We start from the raw sequence: 18,395 nt of genomic DNA, 5'->3' as shown, positions 1-18,395 counted from the left end.
GCTTTTACACAATGGAAAAATTTACAGCAGAAGAGATCATTCAGTACATTTCAGACGCGGAGAAAGCAACACCGCTTAAAATTTATATTAACGGAAACTTTGAAGGTGTCGAATTCGACGGGTCATTTAAAGTATTCGGTACAGATAATTCTAAAACGGTATTCGCAGATGCGCGTGACTGGCAGAAATTTTATCCTTCTATAGAAGATAAAGTGACGGACATCGTCATCGAACAGGACCGCCGCAACTCGGCTATTCCTTTAATGGACTTAACGAATACGAAAGCACGTATCGAACCGGGTGCATTCATCCGTGAACATGCGGTTATCGGTGACGGCGCGGTTGTAATGATGGGCGCGTCAATTAATATCGGTGCAATCGTCGGCGAAGGCACGATGATCGATATGAACGCAGTGCTCGGCGGCCGTGCAACGACCGGTAAAAACGTTCACGTCGGTGCCGGTGCAGTATTAGCAGGTGTAATCGAACCGCCAAGTGCATCCCCTGTAATGATTGAAGATGATGTATTAATCGGTGCGAATGCTGTAATTTTAGAAGGCGTCACTGTCGGTAAAGGTGCAATTGTCGCAGCAGGTGCAATCGTAACTGAGGACGTTCCGGCAGGCAGTGTTGTTGCAGGTACTCCGGCACGTGTCATTAAACAGGCAAGCGAAGTAACAGGCTCTAAAAAAGAAATCGTTCAGGCGCTCAGAAAGCTGAATGACTAATGTCTGACATTTATACTGATGAGCTTAAGTTCGTTACTGAACACCGGAGATACCTGCACCAGCACCCGGAATTAAGCCTTGTAGAACATAAAACGACTGAATATATCATTTCTGTGCTCGAAGATATCGGCGTTTCATATTATCAGGTGCTCAGTACAGGCGTCATTGCTGTATTGAATGGAAACAGCGAAACGACACTCGGTTTCAGGGCCGATATCGATGCACTGCCGGTACATGAACAGAATGACGTGGAATATAAAAGCAGCGTGGATAATGTAATGCACGCATGCGGACACGACGGGCATACCACTGCCCTTCTTTTATTTGTAAAACGTGCAAAAACTCTGTCTGATGAAGGGAAATTAAAACACAACTGCGTGTTTATATTCCAACCGTCTGAAGAAGCAAATGCCGGTGCAAATTTACTACTCAATGCGTGGGATAACCGTCCGGCATTCGATGCGGTTTTCGGTGTACATTTAATGCCCGATGAAGATGAAGGTCTCGTGTTATACAGGGACGGAGAACTGACGGCAAGCGCTACGGAATATCACTTTACAGTAAAAGGTGCAAGCGCACACGTTGCCCAGAAACATCAGGGTGTCTCAGCACTCGAGACGATTTTAAAAATCGCCTCTGAAGTCGGGAGCATCCAGCAGTTTCATCTCGACGGTTTGAACCGCAATATTATTCATATGGGTAAAATACAGAGCGGCGAAGCCGTCAATACAGTACCGGCGAATGCCGGTCTGAGCGGGACGATACGCACATATGAAGCATCGGATCTTGCGGTCATTAAATCACAGCTGACAAAAATAAAAGAAGCTGCTGAACTGCTGTACGGTGCATCCGTTGAGCTCTACTACACTGAAGGCTACCCGGCAGTGAAGAATGACGACGAATTAAGAGAAACTGTTGAAACTTCGATTACCGGAGCCGGATTAAGGGGTATAGAAAAAGATAAACCCTACCTGTTCGGAGAAGATTTCAGCTTTTACAGCAGCATCGCAAAAACGTATTTTGTCTTCGCGGGATCGCGCAGCCTTGAAAAAGGTTATACATCGAGCCTTCATACAGATACATTTAACTTTGATGAGCGCGTGCTGGTTAAAGTGGCGGATTATTACGAAGCATTGTTAAATAACTACTAATAGCGGGGAGATTTTTTAAATGGGCGGTATATTTCAGATCGATGAGGCGCAGTTTATAAAACAGGCGAAGCAGTTCCAATTGCCGGGTCAGACGATTGCGGTCGTTAAAAATAACGCGTACAACTACGGACTTGAGTTCGCTGTGAAGGCCTTTGCGATTTCAGGCATCCGCGCATTTGCGACGACGTCTGTCGATGATGCTGTTAAAATACGGCAGATGTGCGGGGACAGCGCCGATATTATGTTAATGAATCCGACGACTGACTTTAAACGTGCCCGCATGTTTAATCTAGATATCACTCTGCCCTCCCCGGGCTATTACGATACATATAAAGAAGAACTCCAGGGACTTAATATTCATCTTGAATATGCAGGGCTGTTCAACCGGTCGGGACTGGCTGATATTACTGAACTTAAGTATATTCTGGAAGATATGAAGCAGTCCGGTATTGAACTGAATTTTAAAGGACTGTGGACACACTTCGGCTACTCTGATGAGTTTGACGGCATTTATGAAACTGAACGCGCAAACTGGCTGCAGTTTGTTAAAGACGTAAAGACACTCGGTGTGGAACCTTCGGTAATCCACGCACAGAACAGCGCGAGTTATGTGAGGGACGGTCTGTTTAACGGCCACTCACATGTACGTTTAGGTATCGGGCTTTACGGTTCTAAACCGTATGCGGATCTGGATGATAGAGATTTCATTCAGCCGGCGGTGCTGTCTGCACCCATTATTCAGTTCAGAAGCTTAACTGCGGGGATGACGCTCGGTTACGGTGCAGCCTTTAAAGCAGATTCCGACTGTAAAGTTGCGATTGTTGATATCGGCTACGGCGACGGCGTACTCCGTGCACGCGCAGGTTTCGAATGTGAAATCGGCGGCAGAACGTATCCGATTGCCGCACTGATGATGAGTCACATGGCGGTGCTGGTTGATGACGAAGTGACAGCTGATATGGATGTTTATCTGTACAACAGCAGACTCCGTATCGACAAATACACAGAACTCGGAGTCGGCGCCAATTCAGAACAGCTCGGTGCATTAAATTATCAATCATTGGGGAGAGAAATTATTTATGACGTTTAATTATTCAGCAGGAGAACTATCAATCAGAGGACATAAAATCAGTGATATTGCGGCGGAATACGGCACACCGGTCATCATTTACGACGAAACGTACATGACCGGCATGATGCGGAAATACCACAGCGTATTAAATAGTCATAACATTCCCTACTCCGTGTCGTATGCGTCGAAAGCGTTCAGCAGCGTCCAGATGATAAAACTGCTCGAAGCAGAGAACATGGAACTCGATGTAGTATCTGTCGGTGAACTTTATACTGCACTTGCTGCCGGATTCCCGGTTCAGGACGTTCATTTCCACGGCAATAACAAAACGCCGGAAGAGATTGAATATGCACTGGCGCACGGCGTCCGTTTCTTTATCCTCGACGGACTCGATGAGATTGAATTAATTAACGGGCTTGCGTCAGGTTTGGATGATGGAGATCGTGTTAACGTGCTCATTCGGATTAATCCGAGTGTTGAAGTGAACACACATGATTATATTTCCACCGGACAGGAAGACAGCAAGTTTGGTCTGTCACTTTCGAACGGTGCAGCTAAACTCGCGATTGATAATATTAATAACTGCGGGAAGCTTGATTTTAAAGGGATTCACTATCATTTAGGTTCTCAGCTCGATGACAGCACACCGTTCATTAACGCAATTACGAACGTGTACGCATGGCTCGATGAGCATAATATTGATATTGAAATACTTAATATGGGCGGAGGCTACGGCGTCAGATATACTGAGGACGATGTGCGATTCCCGATCGAAGAAGGATTTGATGCGATCATCGGACATCTGAAAGACGTTGTTGCCAAATCCCGGAATGGTGCCGGACGGGAAATTCCCCATGTCATGATTGAGCCCGGCCGTTCGATTGCCGCCGAAGCAGCAGTTACCGTGTATGAGGTCGGAACTGTAAAGGACATCCCGGGCGTGGCCAGATACGTATCTGTGGACGGCGGCATGAGCGATCACATTCGTACACCTTTATACGGCGCTGAGTATGAGGTAATTCCCGTGGTCCGGAGCTCTTCATCTTCTAAAGAAGTTTCATCACACGTCGTTGGTAAGCTGTGTGAATCCGGAGATATTATCGGAAAAGATAAAAACCTCCCGGCCGATATAAAGCGCGGCGATCTGCTTGCAGTGAAGACAACCGGTGCATACCACTACTCCATGGCATCCAACTACAACCAGATGCGTAAGCCCGCAGTCGTGTTTGCTTGTGAAAACGGCGTGCGTCAGGTCATTAAACGCCAGACGCTGGAACAATTAATCGAAAACGATGTAAGATAAACTATCCTCGCCCGGGAGTGATTCCGGGTGAGGTTTTTTCTTGTTTGAAACGCTGTTTGGTCTGCTTAATGAATAACTCAACGAGCGGGTTGGGGTACGACGGTGCTTCGTTGTCGTACTTTAAGCAGCTTTGGGATACGACGGTGTTTCCTTGTCGTACTTTAAGCAGCTCTGGAATACGACGGTGTTTTCTTGTCGTACTTTAAGGAGCTCTGGGATACGACGGTGTTTCCGTGTCGTACTTTAAGCAGCTTTGGGATACGACGGTGTTTCCATGTCGTACTTTAAGGAGCTTTGGAATACGACGGTGTTTCCGTGTCGTACTTTAAGCAGCTTTGGGATACGACGGTGTTTTCTTGTCGTACTTTAAGCAGCTTTGGAATACGACGGTGTTTCCGTGTCGTACCTTAGCATGCCTTGCAGTACTCCTTCGTGACTAAATAGAACTAAACACATCAATTATGGTCTTTATACCTCATATATACATCAGATTTTCTTACAGCATCATCAAAATCATAGTATTTAAATGTATATGTAGTATTTCTGCCTTTACTATTAATATAGCAATGTTTTAAAAGCGCTCTTGAGATAACTTTATGATGTAAATCATTATCGATAAATTTCAGAAGATCGTTACGGGTCATTGACTGATTGTAGAATAAGAATTTATAATCACTCATCGCACGTAGAAGATGAGTTTCATTATATTCTACACTGCCGCATTTGTTACAGGTCAGATGAAATCTTGTCTTATTAAGATTAAAACTTCCACAGTGACCACAGTACAATCCAAATTTCAGGCGAGTTTTATCAATTTGAGGGTTAAAATACGTATTCTCTACAATGTGCTCACTAATTAACCGTGAAATATACTGTGCTTTATTCCCTGCTTTAATTCCAGTCTGGTTAAACTGTTGAAAATAGTCACGTAAACCTGAACGTAAAATCATTTTATCCCAATTAGACTGATCATCTGAATGAAATATAAAAGTATCATTAGGAAAAACAAGCTTTCCCGAGACATTAAAATCAGCTTTAGCTGTGTTGCGTAGTTCCATAAGTTTCCCCACTGCTCTGTTTAGCTGACTAAATGCATTATTAGGAATTGGATAATCTCCTCTGAACCAATTTCCATTACGAACAGTGCAGCTGCCTGTAAAATTCTTAATTTCATTAGATATAATTCCTTTATCACTAATAATTAAACTGTCATATTGAGTAACGGAATTATCAACACTCAGGAAAACATCTCTGTAAATTAGAATATTATCGTGACCGATACTGTCGAACAGCTGATCATACATTTGCTCACCTTCAAAACCATTTTTATAAGTGCTGAATTTACGGGATTCAACTTTCGTTAATGATGTTCGCGCTGCAAGCGCCTCGTAATAAAGTAAGTCATGTGGCTTGGTTCTTTCATTGATAAACATCTTAATTCCTCCTTTTTAAATAAAAACCCCTCTACTCTATATATAGGTTAAAAGTGCGATTTCCTTTTAAAAAGTTCATGTTTAAGCAAAAATAGCAAAACTGAGTGTTTTTTTATCAAAGTGTGGTCAATAATGGGAATAGATGGTTGGTTAAATTTGCTGGAAAGTATTCTATTCTTATTTAATATGAGAGATAATTAAGGTTTATAAGAACGGATAATACCGCTTTAGTAAGTTATGTATATTAAGAGAAGGTTTGGAGTACGACGGTGGTTCGGTGTCGTACTTTAAAGATGCTTGGAGTACGACGGTGTTTCGTTGTCGTACTTTAAAGGTGTTTGGAGTACGACAGTGCTTCGTTGTCGTACTTTAAAGGTGTTTGGAGTACGACGGTGGTTCGTTGTGGTACTTTAAAGGTGCTTGGAATACGACGGTGTTTCGTTGTCGTACTTTAAAGGTGCTTGGAGTACGACGGTGGTACGTTGTCGTACTTTAAAGGTGCTTGGAACACGACGGTGTTTCGTTGTCGTACTTTAAAGGTGTTTGGAGTACGACAGTGCTTCGTTGTCGTACTTTAAAGGTGTTTGGAGTACGACGGTGCTTCCGGGTTGTCCTCGAACCCGCCAAAAACACTCCGAATACAAAAACGTGACGACAAACCGGGGTCAGATCATCAGATACAACGCGTAAAATCCCACTCAAGCCAACAAAAAAAGCAAGTACCCGGATAAATCCGGGCACCTGCTTAGAAGTTACAAATTATTCTAATGAATCAATTTATAATTATAGTTTAGCAACGTTTGCAGCTTGTGGACCGCGGTCGCCTTCAACTACTTCAAATTCAACTGCTTGACCTTCTTCAAGTGACTTGTAGCCTTCTTGGTTAATTGCTGAGAAGTGTACGAACACGTCGTTTTCTCCTTCAATTTCGATGAAACCAAAACCTTTTTCTGCGTTAAACCATTTCACTGTACCTTGTTTCATTAATAAAATCCTCCAAAAGACGTAAATTATCAATAAGAAGAACTTACTGATGATTCATATTATACAATGTAGTTAGTTATATTGCAACTGAATTTCCAACAATTTTGTGACGTTTTACATTAATTTTAATCATTTTTATAAAATTCATTATTTTTTGTCATTATCGGCGTATAGTATATTTGGACATCTTCATCGCAGTCTTCGCAAAATTCTATTTCGCATGCATTAAAGAATGCGTATAAATCATATTTTCCCTGGATATAGCTGTTATATTTTTCTTTCATCTGTTCAATAATGGAACTGTAGCCTTCTATCAGCGCTGCATCATCGTTAAACTGATGCCTGTTTATAATGTCGTTCTGCCAGCCCTCAAAGAGCCACCAGCCTTCATAATCCGCTCTGACAATTACGACTTCATACATATTTAAAACTCCATTCCCTTGCCGATATTATTCATTATTATAAACGCGTATAATTAGCATTATCAAGCATAACGCTTTATAATTATAATAAATAGCCACATATAGACTAAGGGGTTTTGAACAATGAAGAGTAACTATTCACATTTCATTGCTTCTGTGATTGCTGTACCGGCCGGTCTCACCGCCTGGGTTTTATCGTCTAATGTATTTGATATTCATATGTTTTTAGACGTAATTATCGGTATCGGCGGTTTTGGCGCATCCTACCTGCCCGCCCAGCGTATTTCACATAATAAGCATTTAGAGAAATTACAGCTCACCAACAGTGAGTACAAATATATAAAAGAACAGCTCGCTCAGGCGAAGGAGCATACGAATCGTTTGCGTTCCAGCTATATGAATATCAGATCGATAAAAGATGCGAAGATGATATTTGATATTAACCGGATCGTTAAAACGATTATTTCATCTGTAGAAGAAGACCCGAGACAGTTTTACAGCGTACAGCAGTTCTTCCATTCGAATCTGGAGACAGCAGTCAACACGATTGAAAAGTATCTGTATCTGTATAAGATGCCCGGTAAATCGAAAGATGAACGAATTCAGCTCCACGAGACGCGTTTATCAATGTTAGAATTGAAACGTACGCTGCAGTCGAACCTGTCTCATATGAACCAGAGCAGCTATCAGGATTTAAATGTCGAAAGAGATTTAATCAAGATGAACTCGGCCCGTGCGAAAAAGCGCCAGGCAGCGCTTGATAATAAGCTGGGCAAAGAGAAAGTGAATTTAAACAAGAAGCGTAATGCAGAAAAAGAAACAGAAAAAGTACATCGGGGTGAAGGAAATGGCTGAAGATAGAAATCTTAAAGATGAACTCTTAAAAAATCCGTTTAAAGAAGCAGATGACACAAACGATAATTTAATACTGCAGCCTGAAGAATCTGTGGCAGAAAAACCGAAAGAGAGCGAAATGCTGACGACGTTTAAAGATCAGTTCAGCGAATCGGATTTAAAATCAATTCACGATATTAAAGATAAGATTGAGCCGCTGAATAACGACGCACTGATTACGTACGGTGCGAATGCTCAGCAGGCAATGTCGAAATTCTCACATCAGATGCTGAGTGAAGTCCAGTCGAAAGACGTCGGCCCTATCGGCGATACACTGGAAGAACTGATGAAGAAATTAAAAGAGATTGATCCGGAAGAACTGACGAATGAAAAGAGCAACATATTCAAGCGTATGTTCGGGCGCGTCAAACGCTCTGTTAACGAAATGATTTCAAAGCATCAGAGTATCGCATCACAGGTCGACCGTATTTCAATCCAGCTTGAGCACGCGAAAGAAGTGCTCATTAAAGATGTGAATATGCTGGACGGTTTATATAACCAGAACAAAGACTATTTCGATGCAATTAATATATATATCGCAGCGGCGGAACTTAAAAAAGAAGAACTTGAAAATGAAACACTCCCCCGCTTAAAAGCTGAGGCGGATGCTTCAGGCAACCAGATGGACGTGCAGGACGTTAACGATATGATGCAGTACATCAACCGTCTTGAAAAACGCGTCCACGATCTTAAATTATCCAGACAGATTACACTGCAGTCTGCACCGCAGATTCGCATGATTCAGAATATTAATCAGACACTTGCTGAAAAAATTCAAAGTTCAATTCTGACAAGTATCCCGTTATGGAAAAACCAGATGGCAATTGCCCTGACACTGCTCCGACAGGAATCGGCATCAAAAGCCCAGCGTGAAGTAACAAATACGACGAATGACCTCTTAACTAAGAACAGTGAAATGCTGAAACAGAACTCGTTAAGAACTGCGACCGAAAATGAGCGCGGTATCGTCGATATTGAGACGCTTAAGATAACTCAGGAGAACTTGGTCACAACAATCGAAGAAACGCTCAGAATCCAGTCAGAAGGCACACAGAAGCGTAAGTCGGCTGAAGCAGAGCTTGTGACGATGGAAAAAGAACTGAAAGAACGATTACTGCAAATTAAAGATAAACACAGATACTGATAGAAATACTGAATCACCCCTCTGCTGATAACAGAGGGGTGATTTTTTAATTGTAGAGAATGAGATAAGCTGTTTTTAACGAGAGTCCGCTGTTCATTGAGACGATTAATAATATTTGTCCCAATGTGACTCGCTAGATGAGACGAAAAAAGCTATTCGTCCCGATGAACAGCTCTCATGCGGTTGAATCCGGGTTTTCGACCGGATGACAGGCAAAGATGCGGCCGATTAGATATTATCAGCCGTATGTGAAGTGTTCATGCGGTCAATTAAAAGCATTCAACCAGATGTCGGTATTTCATAAAGTTAATAGCGGATATTTAAAAGTCACAATTGACTCTCATGCCTGCGCATTTCATTTTTAGTAGTCATGACAGTGTCTCATGCAGATGAACCTGCTCAAGCAATCACACGGATCCGCATTCGAATTTTTCACCCAAATAAAAACCGCTCTCCCATCAGGGAAAGCGGTCTTATTTTTAATTATCTTACGAATACTCTACTCTCGGTTTCTTAAGACCGATTAAGTATCCCGCAATATAGCCAACAATCATAAATGGAATCCATTCAAAACTGTAGCTGAATAATGGCAGTGACTCTAAGAAGTTAAGTTCCAGCCAGCCGTTTCTGTGTACTACAGAAAGGATTGATAATGCTGTTACAAGGTAGACCGGAATCTGCAGTGCAAGTCTCGGTGACGGTACGAAGTATGTCACGATTAACAGCAGCACTGTTGTCATTGCAATCGGATAGATGATTGACAGAATCGGAATACTCGTTGCGATAACCTGATCCAGCCCCTGGTTTGCAAGTCCGAATGAGATCAGCACGAATAATATTACCCATACTTTATATGGTACTTTCGGAAGAATACTGTTGAAGTATTCAGATACCGATACGATAAGTCCCGTACCTGTCGTCAGACATGCAAGGAGGACAATTACACCAAGCAGGATAGGTCCGAAAATACCGAACACGTCACTGCTCATGTATGTCAGCAGGAATGTTCCTAAGTTCTGATCATCCACTAATGCGCCGCCGAGGTCTACGCGGTTAGCGAGCCAGCCAAGTGAAATGTAGATTGCACCAAGCAGTACAGCTGCAAGCAGTGCAGATTTGATTGTGCCGACAAGCAAGTCGCGCCGGTTTGTAATGCCAAGCTGTCTGATTGAGTTAAGTACGAGCACACTGAATGCAATTGCTGCAATCGCGTCCATCGTTAAGTATCCTTCAGTAAAGCCGATAGTAAATGGTGAAGTCTGCTGGAATGTCTCTGATGCCGGGTTGATTGAGTTGCTGAAGTAAGCAACACCTGCCACGACGATTAAGAGCACGATTCCGATAAGTAATAATGGTGTTAACACCTGCCCGATACTGTTCACTAATGTACCTGGTTTAAGACTTAGTAATAAGACAACGATAAAGTATACTAATGAGAAAATCAGTAACCAGATTCCTGTGTTTTCACTTAGGAATGGCACGATTGCCATTTCATAAGCAGTTGTTGCAGTTCTCGGTATTGCAAAGAACGGTCCGATCGTTAAGTAAATCGCGACCAGGAACAATACGGCGAATGCCGGGTGAATATTTTTTAATGATTCTTTATATCCGTCTTTTGAAATTGATCCTACAATCACTCCAAGTAACGGAAGACCTACACCTGTAAGGACGAATGCAATCATTGCCGTCCAGAAGTATTCCCCGCTCCCGAATCCGAGTGCCGGCGGGAAAATTAAATTGCCTGCTCCGAAGAACATGGCAAATAAAGTGAATCCTACCATTATGACTTGTTTTGTACTCATGGACATCGCCTCTTCTTATAAAAATTGGTATGCAAATCATTTTACACCACAATGACAGAAAAATCTATAAGTTTTTGAAATTATCTGACATTTAAGTTATGAAAAATAAGTTTTGTAAAATCCGCCTACTTTACCGGAATTATCCTTTACGAAGATATACTCTTCTGTTTCATTCACTACTGTGTACTCTTTGCCGACTGTAAGCATATCAGAGACTTTGTACTTTTCAGCGTCCGTATGTTTAACCGTAACTGTTCTTAAATTTCTGTTTTCCCATTTATTCTGTAACATGAAATGTCCTCCTAATTAAAAAAGAAAAGGTATCGCGCAGATACCTTCTCTTATAAAATTGTTTTAAATTTAGCCTTCTAATAATAAATCTTCAGGGTTCTCAATCAGTTCTTTAATTGTCTTAAGGAAACCAACTGATTCAGCTCCGTCGATAATTCTGTGGTCATAGCTTAGTGCAATGTACATCATAGGACGGATTTCAATATCGTCGCCTACTGCCACAGGACGTTTTTGAATTGTGTGCATTCCTAAGATTGCAGCCTGTGTACCGTTAATGATCGGTGTTGACATTAATGAACCGAATACACCGCCGTTAGTAATTGTGAATGAACCGCCTGCCATGTCGTCAAGAGATAATTTCTTATCTTTAGCTTTCTTAGCAAGTGATGCGATATCATTTTCAATTTCAGCGAATGTTTTACGGTCTGTGTCGCGGACAACCGGCACTACTAAACCTTCGTCAGTAGATACAGCAATTGATACGTCGAAGAACTCTTTATAGATAAAGTCCGTGCCGTCGATTTCAGCGTTAACTGCAGGGTATTTTCTGAGTGCAGCTGTTGCAGCTTTAGTAAAGAATGACATGAAGCCGAGTCTTGTACCGTCGTTACGTTCCTGGAAGCTTTCTTTTTTACGTTTTCTGAGTTCCATAACGTTAGTCATGTCAATCTCGTTAAACGTAGTCAGCATTGCAGTGTTTTGTGATACGTCCAGAAGACGTTTCGCAATTGTCTGTCTGCGGCGTGACATTTTTTCGCGTCTGACAGGTTTTTCAGGTGCAGCGTTTTGAGCCGGTGCAGCCTGTTTAGGTGCTTCCTGTTTAGCTTCTGCTTTAGGTGCAGGCGCATTACCGTGGTTTTCAACATCCTGGCTGCGAACTAAACCGCGAGGGTCTGTCGGGTTGATGTCTGAAATTTTGATTCCTTTTTCGCGTGCAAGTTTTCTCGCTGAAGGTGTGGCAACAACAAGCGCATCGCTTTCGTCTTCTTCAGCGGGTACTGCTTCTTCAGATTCAGTTTCTTCAGCTTTAGCGTCAGAAGCTTCTTCTTTCTCAGCAGCAGGCGCACCGCCGCCTTCACCGATTACAGCGATAACCTGTCCAACTTCAACAGTGTCGCCTTCTTCAGCTTTAAGTTCAGAAATTACGCCTGCTTCTTCGCTGACGATTTCCACGTTTACTTTATCAGTTTCAAGTTCAAGAACGTTTTCGCCCTTTTCAACTGTGTCCCCTACTTGTTTAAACCATGTAGAGATTGTTCCTTCTGTAATTGATTCTGCTAATTCAGGCACGATAATTTCAGCCATATTATAATTTACCTCCTATTATTTTAAAGCTTTCTCAATAATGCTTTGCTGTACCAGTTTATATGATCCGCCGTTGCCTTCAGAAGTTGAAGCGCTCGGTTTTCTGCCGATATAGTTCAATTCAGCTTTCGCCGGAACAATATCAAGCAGGTACGGAAGTGCGAAATGATATGAACCCTGGTTTTGCGGTTCTTCCTGTACGAAGCGGACTTCTTTCAGGTTTGTAATATCATCTAATACTGATTTAATAGCTTCAGCCGGGAACGGATACAGCTGTTCCAGTCTGATAATCATTACTTCGTCGTTTGGAGTTTCGGCTTTAGCCTGTGCTTCAAGCAGATCTACTGCCACTTTACCGCTCGCGATAACTGCAGATTTAACTTTAGTTTTCTTGTACTCAGGTACGATAATTTCGTGGAACTGGCCCTGTACAAATTCGCTGACCGGCTGGCTTGCTGTCGTATTGCGCAGCAGGCTCTTAGGTGACATAACTACTAACGGACGCATTTTTTCTGTGTTTAAGTACTTCGCCTGACGTCTTAACAGGTGGAAGTAGTTGGCACTGCTTGATAAGTTAACAACTGTCATGTTGTTTTCAGCACAAAGCTGTAAATATCTCTCAAGACGTGCTGATGAGTGCTCAGGGCCCTGACCTTCCTGTGCGTGCGGCAGAAGAAGTGTTAAAGCAGTTCTTTCTCCCCACTTGGAATGTGCAGATGATACGAATACATCGAAAATAGGCTGAGCCATGTTTGCGAAGTCTCCGTACTGAGCTTCCCAGATAGTTAACGCGCTGTTGTTTTCAACGTTGTAGCCGTACTCGTAAGCAACGACTGCCATTTCAGTTAACGGCGAGTTGTAAAGCTCGAATGAAGCTTTAGAATCACTGATGTTGTGCAGCGGCGTGTGTTTCTTACCTGTTTCAGGGTCGTGAAGTACTGCGTGGCGGTGTGCGAACGTTCCGCGTTCCGCGTCTTCCCCTGTGAATCGGATTGGTGTGCCATCCTGGTTAATCGTTGCGAATGCAAGTGCTTCCGCATGAGCCCAGTCAACAAGAGCCGTGTCGTCTTCAAATGGTTTTTGACGTCTGGATAAAACGTTGTTTAATTTTTTAAGAGGTGCAAAGCCTTCAGGATACGTTAACAGTTCTTCATTGATCTTAGTCAGACGTTCAAGAGTAACATCTTCTTCTACTTCGTTAGCCTGTCCTTCAATGATTTCTGCCGGTGTCTGAATATCTTCAGTCACGATTGTATCTGTTTTGTCGATCTTGTCATGCTCAGCTCTTAATTCGTCCTGAATTGCCTGCATGATGCTGTCTTTATCTTCCTGAGTAATTACACCCTCTTCAACGAGTTTGTCACCGTAAAGGTTGTCGATTGACGGGTATTCATTTACTTCATTGTAAAGACCGGGGTTAGTCGTCATCGGCTCATCCATTTCGTTGTGGCCGTAACGGCGGTAACCGATAAGGTCGATAACAAGGTCTTTTTTGAATTTCTGGCGGTACTGGATTGCAATGTCGATGACGCGAAGTACGTATTCCGGACGGTCACCGTTGACGTGGAATACAGGCATGTCGAAACCTTTGGCAATATCAGATGCATATAATGTAGAACGTGCATCCCACTCTTCAGTCGTGAAACCGATACGGTTGTTCGTAATGATGTGCATCGCTCCGCCGACAGAGTATCCGTCAAGGTTTGATAAGTTCATAGACTCCGGGTTAACCCCTTGTCCTGGGAATGCTGCGTCACCGTGAATAATTACACCAAGTGAATTATCTACGTCGTGAGTTGCTTTTCCTGCCTGGTCAGTCTGTTCCTGCTGTGCGCGCGTGCGTCCCTGAACGACAGGTCCGACGATTTCAAGGTGTGACGGGTTGTTGGCAAGTGTCACAGTCTGTTCGATACCTTTGTCAGTTCTTGTTTTAACGCCGCCGAGGTGATACTTAACGTCGCCCATCCAGCCGTTAGTCAGTTCCAGTGAACCGTCTTCAGGAAGGAATTTCATCGGATCAGTCGACATGAATTCACTCAGCATCATTGCATATGGTTTTTGCAGCGTATGCGTTAACACGTTTAAGCGTCCGCGGTGTGCCATACCAATCTGCAGATGTGGAATGTTTTCTTCAGCCATGCGTGCCAGCAGGTGGTCAAGCATTGGAACTAACGAGTCGACTCCTTCGATTGAGAAGCGTTTAGCGCCGACAAAGTTTTTGTGAAGATATTTTTCAAAACCTTCAGTTTTAACTAATTCCTTGAAAAGATAAAGTTTCTGATCATTGGAAAGTTCGACTTCGCCGAGTCCTTCAATCGTATTTTGCAGCCATTCACGTTCTTCACTGTTGTTAATATGAGTGTACTCATAAGATAACGGTGAAGTGTATATTTGTTCCAGGTAACGTGCAGCTTCCAAAGCGTTGTCGAATTTATCGGCAATTGCTTCTGAAACGATACCTGCAGGCAGATTTTCAAGATCTTCATCTGAAAAACCGTATGCGTTGAAATCAAAGTCAGGTGCGTTGTCAATTTCCGGTGAGTAAACCGGATAGACGTCAGCTTTTAAATGACCATATTGTCTGATGTCATTTAACCACTGTAAAATACCTTTGATTTTGTCCTGACCTGTTGAACTGAGTGCCTGTCCTGATTGACGAGTATTGCTGCCATCATTAGAAGCAATGCTGTCGAATAATAACTGCATTTCTTCAGATACTGAATCCGGATCTTCTTTGTACATGTCAAAATACTCAAGAATCATGCCTAGATTTGTTCCAAATCTAACAGGAGCATTCTCAACTTCATTTTGTTGCATTGTACTGCCACCTCTTTATATTTTTTAAATACTCAATACGTATAAAATTTTACCATTTTACAAGGGTTCTTGAAAGCACAATTGTAGATTGTAACTAAAGTTTTCGATGTTAATTTTTAGGTTTTGTGAACTTTATGTGAACAGTAGTCGATTTTCCTTCAACACTTGTGATCCATACGTCCCCGCGGTACAATTCCACAATTTTTTTAGCAATCGATAAACCGAGTCCGTTTCCACCCTGATCGCGGCTTCTGGATTTATCGACACGGTAAAACCTGTTAAATACCTGCTCGATTTCATCTGCCGGAATTCCGACACCGGAATCCGTAATCGTAATTTCAATATTCCCGTGACGGTCAATTTCCGAACCAACCGTAATATGCTTGTTCTCCGTATCGAATTTAATCGCGTTATCCAGGAAAATAATCAGCATCTGTTCAAAATGGTAATTATTTATCGGATACATGAGTCTGCCTTTATGGAGCTTCGCTTCAAAAGTATAATCCGGATGAACTTTATCGAGACTCTCAATGCGGCTCATTATTTCATCGTTTAAATTGATACTTTCATTCTGCAGGAAATCCTGGCCTTCGTTTTTAGTTAGCAGCAGCAGTTCCTCGACAAGTTTGTTAATGCGTTTCAGCTCCTCGATGGAAATACCGAGCGACTCATCGAGCACTTCCGGAGAGTTTCTGCCCCACCGGTTAATCAGCTGCAGGTGCCCCTGAATAATCTGGAGCGGTGTGCGCAGTTCATGGGACGCATCCTCAACGAACTGCTTCTGCTGATTGTACGACTCTTCGAGCGCGCCCATCATGTTGTTAAACGACTCGATCATATAATCGGTTTCGATAATGTTCGTCTTTAAATCGAGACGTTCGGCAAAGCCCTGATTCTCAATTTTTTTGAGCTGTCCGGTAAATCTCCCAATCGGTTTCACCATTTGAATCGAGAAGAAATAACTGATTATAGAAGTAAATGTAATCGATAAAAACCCGATAATCGTAGCGATGAACAGCATCATGCGGATTATCGTATTGTACTCATTCAGCGGGTGCACGACAGTAACGTAACCGTGCCAGTAATCCGACTGCAGCATGCGCGTGCCGACGAGGAAATCATCGCCGTCGATGCTCGTTGACTCAATTACCGGGTTAACGTTCGCCTCAAAGTCCGTATCGACATTCAGCTGGGTACGGATCGGCCAGCGGTAAACCTCTTCCCCGCTGAGAGTGTACAATCCCATCTGCTGATCGTCATACAGACTCGTATAAATATCACGTTCGGTAATCGAGTTGAACGGCTGATTTTCATACAGCGAGCTCACATCCTCAAGACTCCGTGAGACCGACCGGTACTCCTGGTCTTTCAGATAAACACTCGTCGCATAAATGAGCAGTGAACTGAAGAGTATATAAGTGATCGTAATAATTAAAATCGACAGTTTCAGCCACTGGCTGCGGAGCGATGTCACGCGGTTCATTGCCTGATCACGTACCCGACCCCGCGGACGGTTTCAATCAGTTTATCTTTGTCGAACGGTTTCAGTTTGTTTCTGAGATATCTGATATACACGTCGACCACATTCGTTTCGACCTCACTGTCGTATCCCCATATAATATCGAGGATCTGTTCACGCTTCATGACGATTCCCATATTTTTTACGAGCAGATACAGAAGCTCATGCTCGGTTTTCGTCAGCTCAATCGGCGTCCCGTCAATTGCGACAGTATACGCTGACGTATCAATCGAGATCCCGTGAAGGTCAAGCGTATCGTGATTCGCTTCCGCGGTCTTGCTGCGGCGCATAATTACTCTGAGGCGCGCGAGCAGTTCCTCAATCTCAAACGGCTTCACGATATAATCATCCGCACCGTAATCGAGACCGACGACTTTATCGTACGTATCCCCTTTGGCCGTAATAATAATAATGGGCGTATCTTTCGTTTTGCGCAGACGCCTGCACACTTCCAGACCGTTGAGCTTCGGCAGCATCAGGTCCAGCAGGATGACATCGTAATCATTCTCCGAAGCCAGATTAAAACCCTCCTGACCGTCAGCAGCGAGCGTTACATTGTAACCCTCATGGCCTAATTCCAATTCTATGAAACGGGCTAAATTCGTTTCGTCTTCAACAACTAGCACTTCCGGCATAAGCCTCACCTACTTTGTCTACATATTATCATGAAAATGCGGTGGTTTAAAAACGAAAGGCGTATGTGATGCGGAATTTTGGGGATTTGGTGACTTCAACAAAGTCCGCCGGCCGACCCTGTCCAAACACAAAAAGACCGGCAGCTCCTCTCGGGAACCGCCGGTTTTCATCAATCTCATATTATTTATATCATTAACTTACAATTGTACTTGGTGTCTCCATCATATAGCTTTGCTGTTTAATAAGCAGATTCGTTTTCACTTCGGGCCATTCATCATCGATGATTGAATAGATTATTAAATTGCGCGGGACGCCGTGGAGTGCGCGTTCTTTACGGATCACGCCTTCTTTAGTAAAGCCGATTCTTTCGATTGCTTTGTTGCTGCGTTCATTGCGTTCGTCGGCGCGTACCTGCACGCGCATGAGTTTTAACACTTCGAAGCAGTATTCAAGCAGTAAAAATTTGCTGTCTGAGTTTATGAATGTACGCTGTGCTTTTGTGCCGAACCATGACGCGCCGATTTCGCAGCTCTGGCGTTCGTAGTCGATGTGCTGAATACGTGTTGCACCGACAACTTCGCCCGTTGATTTTAATACGACAACAAACGGTATCGATTTCAGCTGGTTGCGGAGTTCGATGGCACTTTGAATCCAATCGCTCATTGCATCTTCTGTTGTTGCCTGAAAAAGCATGTAGGTCCAAATACTGTCATGATTAATAGACTGAAGTTCTGCGGCGTGGCTTAACTGCATGGGCACGAGTCGAATTCTGTCATTTTCAAGCGTAATGTTTTCATATAAATTTATTGCCATATTATCACCTGCCGTCTTAATATCACCCAAAGTAATCCCATTATAATTCCTCGGAATGCTTTAAGCAACGATAATATTTTA

At 43.0% G+C, this 18,395-nt stretch carries 16 protein-coding genes; 6 read left to right on the top strand and 10 right to left on the bottom strand.

Annotation, left to right across the window (positions count from 1 at the left end):
- Positions 1–11: 11 nt before the first annotated feature.
- From dapD to lysA, 4 genes are read left to right on the top strand one after another with little or no spacing between them, the layout of a single operon-like run.
- A complete protein-coding gene (gene dapD / locus HNR41_RS04650) occupies positions 12–728 on the top strand; it encodes a 2,3,4,5-tetrahydropyridine-2,6-dicarboxylate N-acetyltransferase (RefSeq protein WP_184282194.1) in 717 nt (238 codons plus the stop codon).
- A complete protein-coding gene (locus HNR41_RS04645; protein WP_184282192.1) occupies positions 728–1,879 on the top strand; it encodes a M20 metallopeptidase family protein in 1,152 nt (383 codons plus the stop codon). The genes dapD and HNR41_RS04645 overlap by 1 nt, the downstream gene beginning before the upstream one ends.
- A 19-nt stretch (positions 1,880–1,898) precedes the next feature.
- The gene (locus HNR41_RS04640) at positions 1,899–2,969 is read left to right on the top strand and encodes an alanine racemase (protein WP_184282190.1); all 1,071 of its coding nucleotides are present in this window, start codon (positions 1,899–1,901) and stop codon (positions 2,967–2,969) included.
- Positions 2,959–4,254, top strand: a complete 1,296-nt coding sequence (lysA, locus tag HNR41_RS04635; protein WP_184282188.1) for a diaminopimelate decarboxylase — start codon at positions 2,959–2,961, stop codon at positions 4,252–4,254. Before HNR41_RS04640 ends, lysA begins: the two co-directional genes overlap by 11 nt.
- Positions 4,255–4,709: 455 nt before the next feature.
- Here the strand turns inward: lysA and HNR41_RS04630 are convergent, their stop codons facing one another.
- From HNR41_RS04630 to HNR41_RS04620, 3 genes are all read right to left on the bottom strand, one after another.
- Positions 4,710–5,687 carry a nuclease-related domain-containing protein gene (locus HNR41_RS04630; protein ID WP_184282186.1) on the bottom strand — a complete coding sequence of 326 codons (978 nt, stop codon included), beginning with the start codon at positions 5,685–5,687 and terminating at the stop codon, positions 4,710–4,712.
- A 783-nt stretch (positions 5,688–6,470) separates the two neighbouring features.
- Positions 6,471–6,671, bottom strand: coding sequence for a cold shock protein CspA (cspA, locus tag HNR41_RS04625; RefSeq protein ID WP_026859816.1), 201 nt, complete (start codon positions 6,669–6,671; stop codon positions 6,471–6,473).
- A gap of 125 nt (positions 6,672–6,796) precedes the next feature.
- Positions 6,797–7,093, bottom strand: coding sequence for a DUF1033 family protein (locus tag HNR41_RS04620; RefSeq protein ID WP_184282184.1), 297 nt, complete (start codon positions 7,091–7,093; stop codon positions 6,797–6,799).
- Between the two features lie 123 nt (positions 7,094–7,216).
- Here HNR41_RS04620 and HNR41_RS04615 point away from each other — a divergent pair, with 123 nt between their 5' ends.
- Both HNR41_RS04615 and HNR41_RS04610 read left to right on the top strand, forming a co-directional pair.
- Positions 7,217–7,948, top strand: a complete 732-nt coding sequence (locus HNR41_RS04615) for a 5-bromo-4-chloroindolyl phosphate hydrolysis family protein (protein ID WP_184282182.1) — start codon at positions 7,217–7,219, stop codon at positions 7,946–7,948.
- A complete protein-coding gene (locus tag HNR41_RS04610; protein ID WP_184282878.1) occupies positions 7,941–9,131 on the top strand; it encodes a toxic anion resistance protein in 1,191 nt (396 codons plus the stop codon). The genes HNR41_RS04615 and HNR41_RS04610 overlap by 8 nt, the downstream gene beginning before the upstream one ends.
- 488 nt (positions 9,132–9,619) lie before the next feature.
- Here HNR41_RS04610 and brnQ read toward each other — a convergent pair whose 3' ends face one another.
- The 7 genes from brnQ to HNR41_RS04575 form a co-directional block, all read right to left on the bottom strand.
- The gene (gene brnQ, locus HNR41_RS04605; protein ID WP_184282180.1) at positions 9,620–10,933 is read right to left on the bottom strand and encodes a branched-chain amino acid transport system II carrier protein; all 1,314 of its coding nucleotides are present in this window, start codon (positions 10,931–10,933) and stop codon (positions 9,620–9,622) included.
- Positions 10,934–11,029: 96 nt separating this feature from the next.
- Positions 11,030–11,224: a DUF6501 family protein gene (locus HNR41_RS04600; RefSeq protein WP_184282178.1), complete on the bottom strand. Its 195-nt coding sequence runs from the start codon at positions 11,222–11,224 to the stop codon at positions 11,030–11,032.
- A gap of 69 nt (positions 11,225–11,293) precedes the next feature.
- Positions 11,294–12,529, bottom strand: coding sequence for a 2-oxoglutarate dehydrogenase complex dihydrolipoyllysine-residue succinyltransferase (odhB, locus tag HNR41_RS04595; RefSeq protein ID WP_184282176.1), 1,236 nt, complete (start codon positions 12,527–12,529; stop codon positions 11,294–11,296).
- 18 nt (positions 12,530–12,547) lie between these two features.
- On the bottom strand, positions 12,548–15,346 hold the full coding sequence (locus HNR41_RS04590) for a 2-oxoglutarate dehydrogenase E1 component (protein ID WP_184282174.1): 2,799 nt from the start codon (positions 15,344–15,346) through the stop codon (positions 12,548–12,550).
- 109 nt (positions 15,347–15,455) lie between these two features.
- Complete coding sequence (locus tag HNR41_RS04585) at positions 15,456–16,829, bottom strand: HAMP domain-containing sensor histidine kinase (protein ID WP_184282171.1); 1,374 nt, start codon at positions 16,827–16,829, stop codon at positions 15,456–15,458.
- Positions 16,826–17,500 carry a response regulator transcription factor gene (locus HNR41_RS04580; RefSeq protein WP_184282169.1) on the bottom strand — a complete coding sequence of 225 codons (675 nt, stop codon included), beginning with the start codon at positions 17,498–17,500 and terminating at the stop codon, positions 16,826–16,828. Before HNR41_RS04580 ends, HNR41_RS04585 begins: the two co-directional genes overlap by 4 nt.
- 193 nt (positions 17,501–17,693) lie before the next feature.
- Positions 17,694–18,314, bottom strand: a complete 621-nt coding sequence (locus HNR41_RS04575) for a GNAT family N-acetyltransferase (protein ID WP_184282167.1) — start codon at positions 18,312–18,314, stop codon at positions 17,694–17,696.
- Positions 18,315–18,395: the final 81 nt, after the last annotated feature.

This window comes from Jeotgalicoccus coquinae (assembly GCF_014207425.1).
GTDB classification, from domain to species: Bacteria; Bacillota; Bacilli; order Staphylococcales; family Salinicoccaceae; genus Jeotgalicoccus; species Jeotgalicoccus coquinae.
This window is presented reverse-complemented; position numbering and strand designations above follow the sequence as displayed.

Excerpts from the sequence above, each read along its gene's own strand:
- dapD (WP_184282194.1), top strand. The coding sequence starts at position 12 with ATGGAAAAATTTACAGCAGAAGAGATCATTCAGTACATTTCAGACGCG.
- HNR41_RS04645 (WP_184282192.1), top strand. The coding sequence starts at position 728 with ATGTCTGACATTTATACTGATGAGCTTAAGTTCGTTACTGAACACCGG.
- HNR41_RS04640 (WP_184282190.1), top strand. The coding sequence starts at position 1,899 with ATGGGCGGTATATTTCAGATCGATGAGGCGCAGTTTATAAAACAGGCG.
- lysA (WP_184282188.1), top strand. The coding sequence starts at position 2,959 with ATGACGTTTAATTATTCAGCAGGAGAACTATCAATCAGAGGACATAAA.
- HNR41_RS04630 (WP_184282186.1), bottom strand. The coding sequence starts at position 5,687 with ATGTTTATCAATGAAAGAACCAAGCCACATGACTTACTTTATTACGAG.
- cspA (WP_026859816.1), bottom strand. The coding sequence starts at position 6,671 with ATGAAACAAGGTACAGTGAAATGGTTTAACGCAGAAAAAGGTTTTGGT.
- HNR41_RS04620 (WP_184282184.1), bottom strand. The coding sequence starts at position 7,093 with ATGTATGAAGTCGTAATTGTCAGAGCGGATTATGAAGGCTGGTGGCTC.
- HNR41_RS04615 (WP_184282182.1), top strand. The coding sequence starts at position 7,217 with ATGAAGAGTAACTATTCACATTTCATTGCTTCTGTGATTGCTGTACCG.
- HNR41_RS04610 (WP_184282878.1), top strand. The coding sequence starts at position 7,941 with ATGGCTGAAGATAGAAATCTTAAAGATGAACTCTTAAAAAATCCGTTT.
- brnQ (WP_184282180.1), bottom strand. The coding sequence starts at position 10,933 with ATGAGTACAAAACAAGTCATAATGGTAGGATTCACTTTATTTGCCATG.
- HNR41_RS04600 (WP_184282178.1), bottom strand. The coding sequence starts at position 11,224 with ATGTTACAGAATAAATGGGAAAACAGAAATTTAAGAACAGTTACGGTT.
- odhB (WP_184282176.1), bottom strand. The coding sequence starts at position 12,529 with ATGGCTGAAATTATCGTGCCTGAATTAGCAGAATCAATTACAGAAGGA.
- HNR41_RS04590 (WP_184282174.1), bottom strand. The coding sequence starts at position 15,346 with ATGCAACAAAATGAAGTTGAGAATGCTCCTGTTAGATTTGGAACAAAT.
- HNR41_RS04585 (WP_184282171.1), bottom strand. The coding sequence starts at position 16,829 with ATGAACCGCGTGACATCGCTCCGCAGCCAGTGGCTGAAACTGTCGATT.
- HNR41_RS04580 (WP_184282169.1), bottom strand. The coding sequence starts at position 17,500 with ATGCCGGAAGTGCTAGTTGTTGAAGACGAAACGAATTTAGCCCGTTTC.
- HNR41_RS04575 (WP_184282167.1), bottom strand. The coding sequence starts at position 18,314 with ATGGCAATAAATTTATATGAAAACATTACGCTTGAAAATGACAGAATT.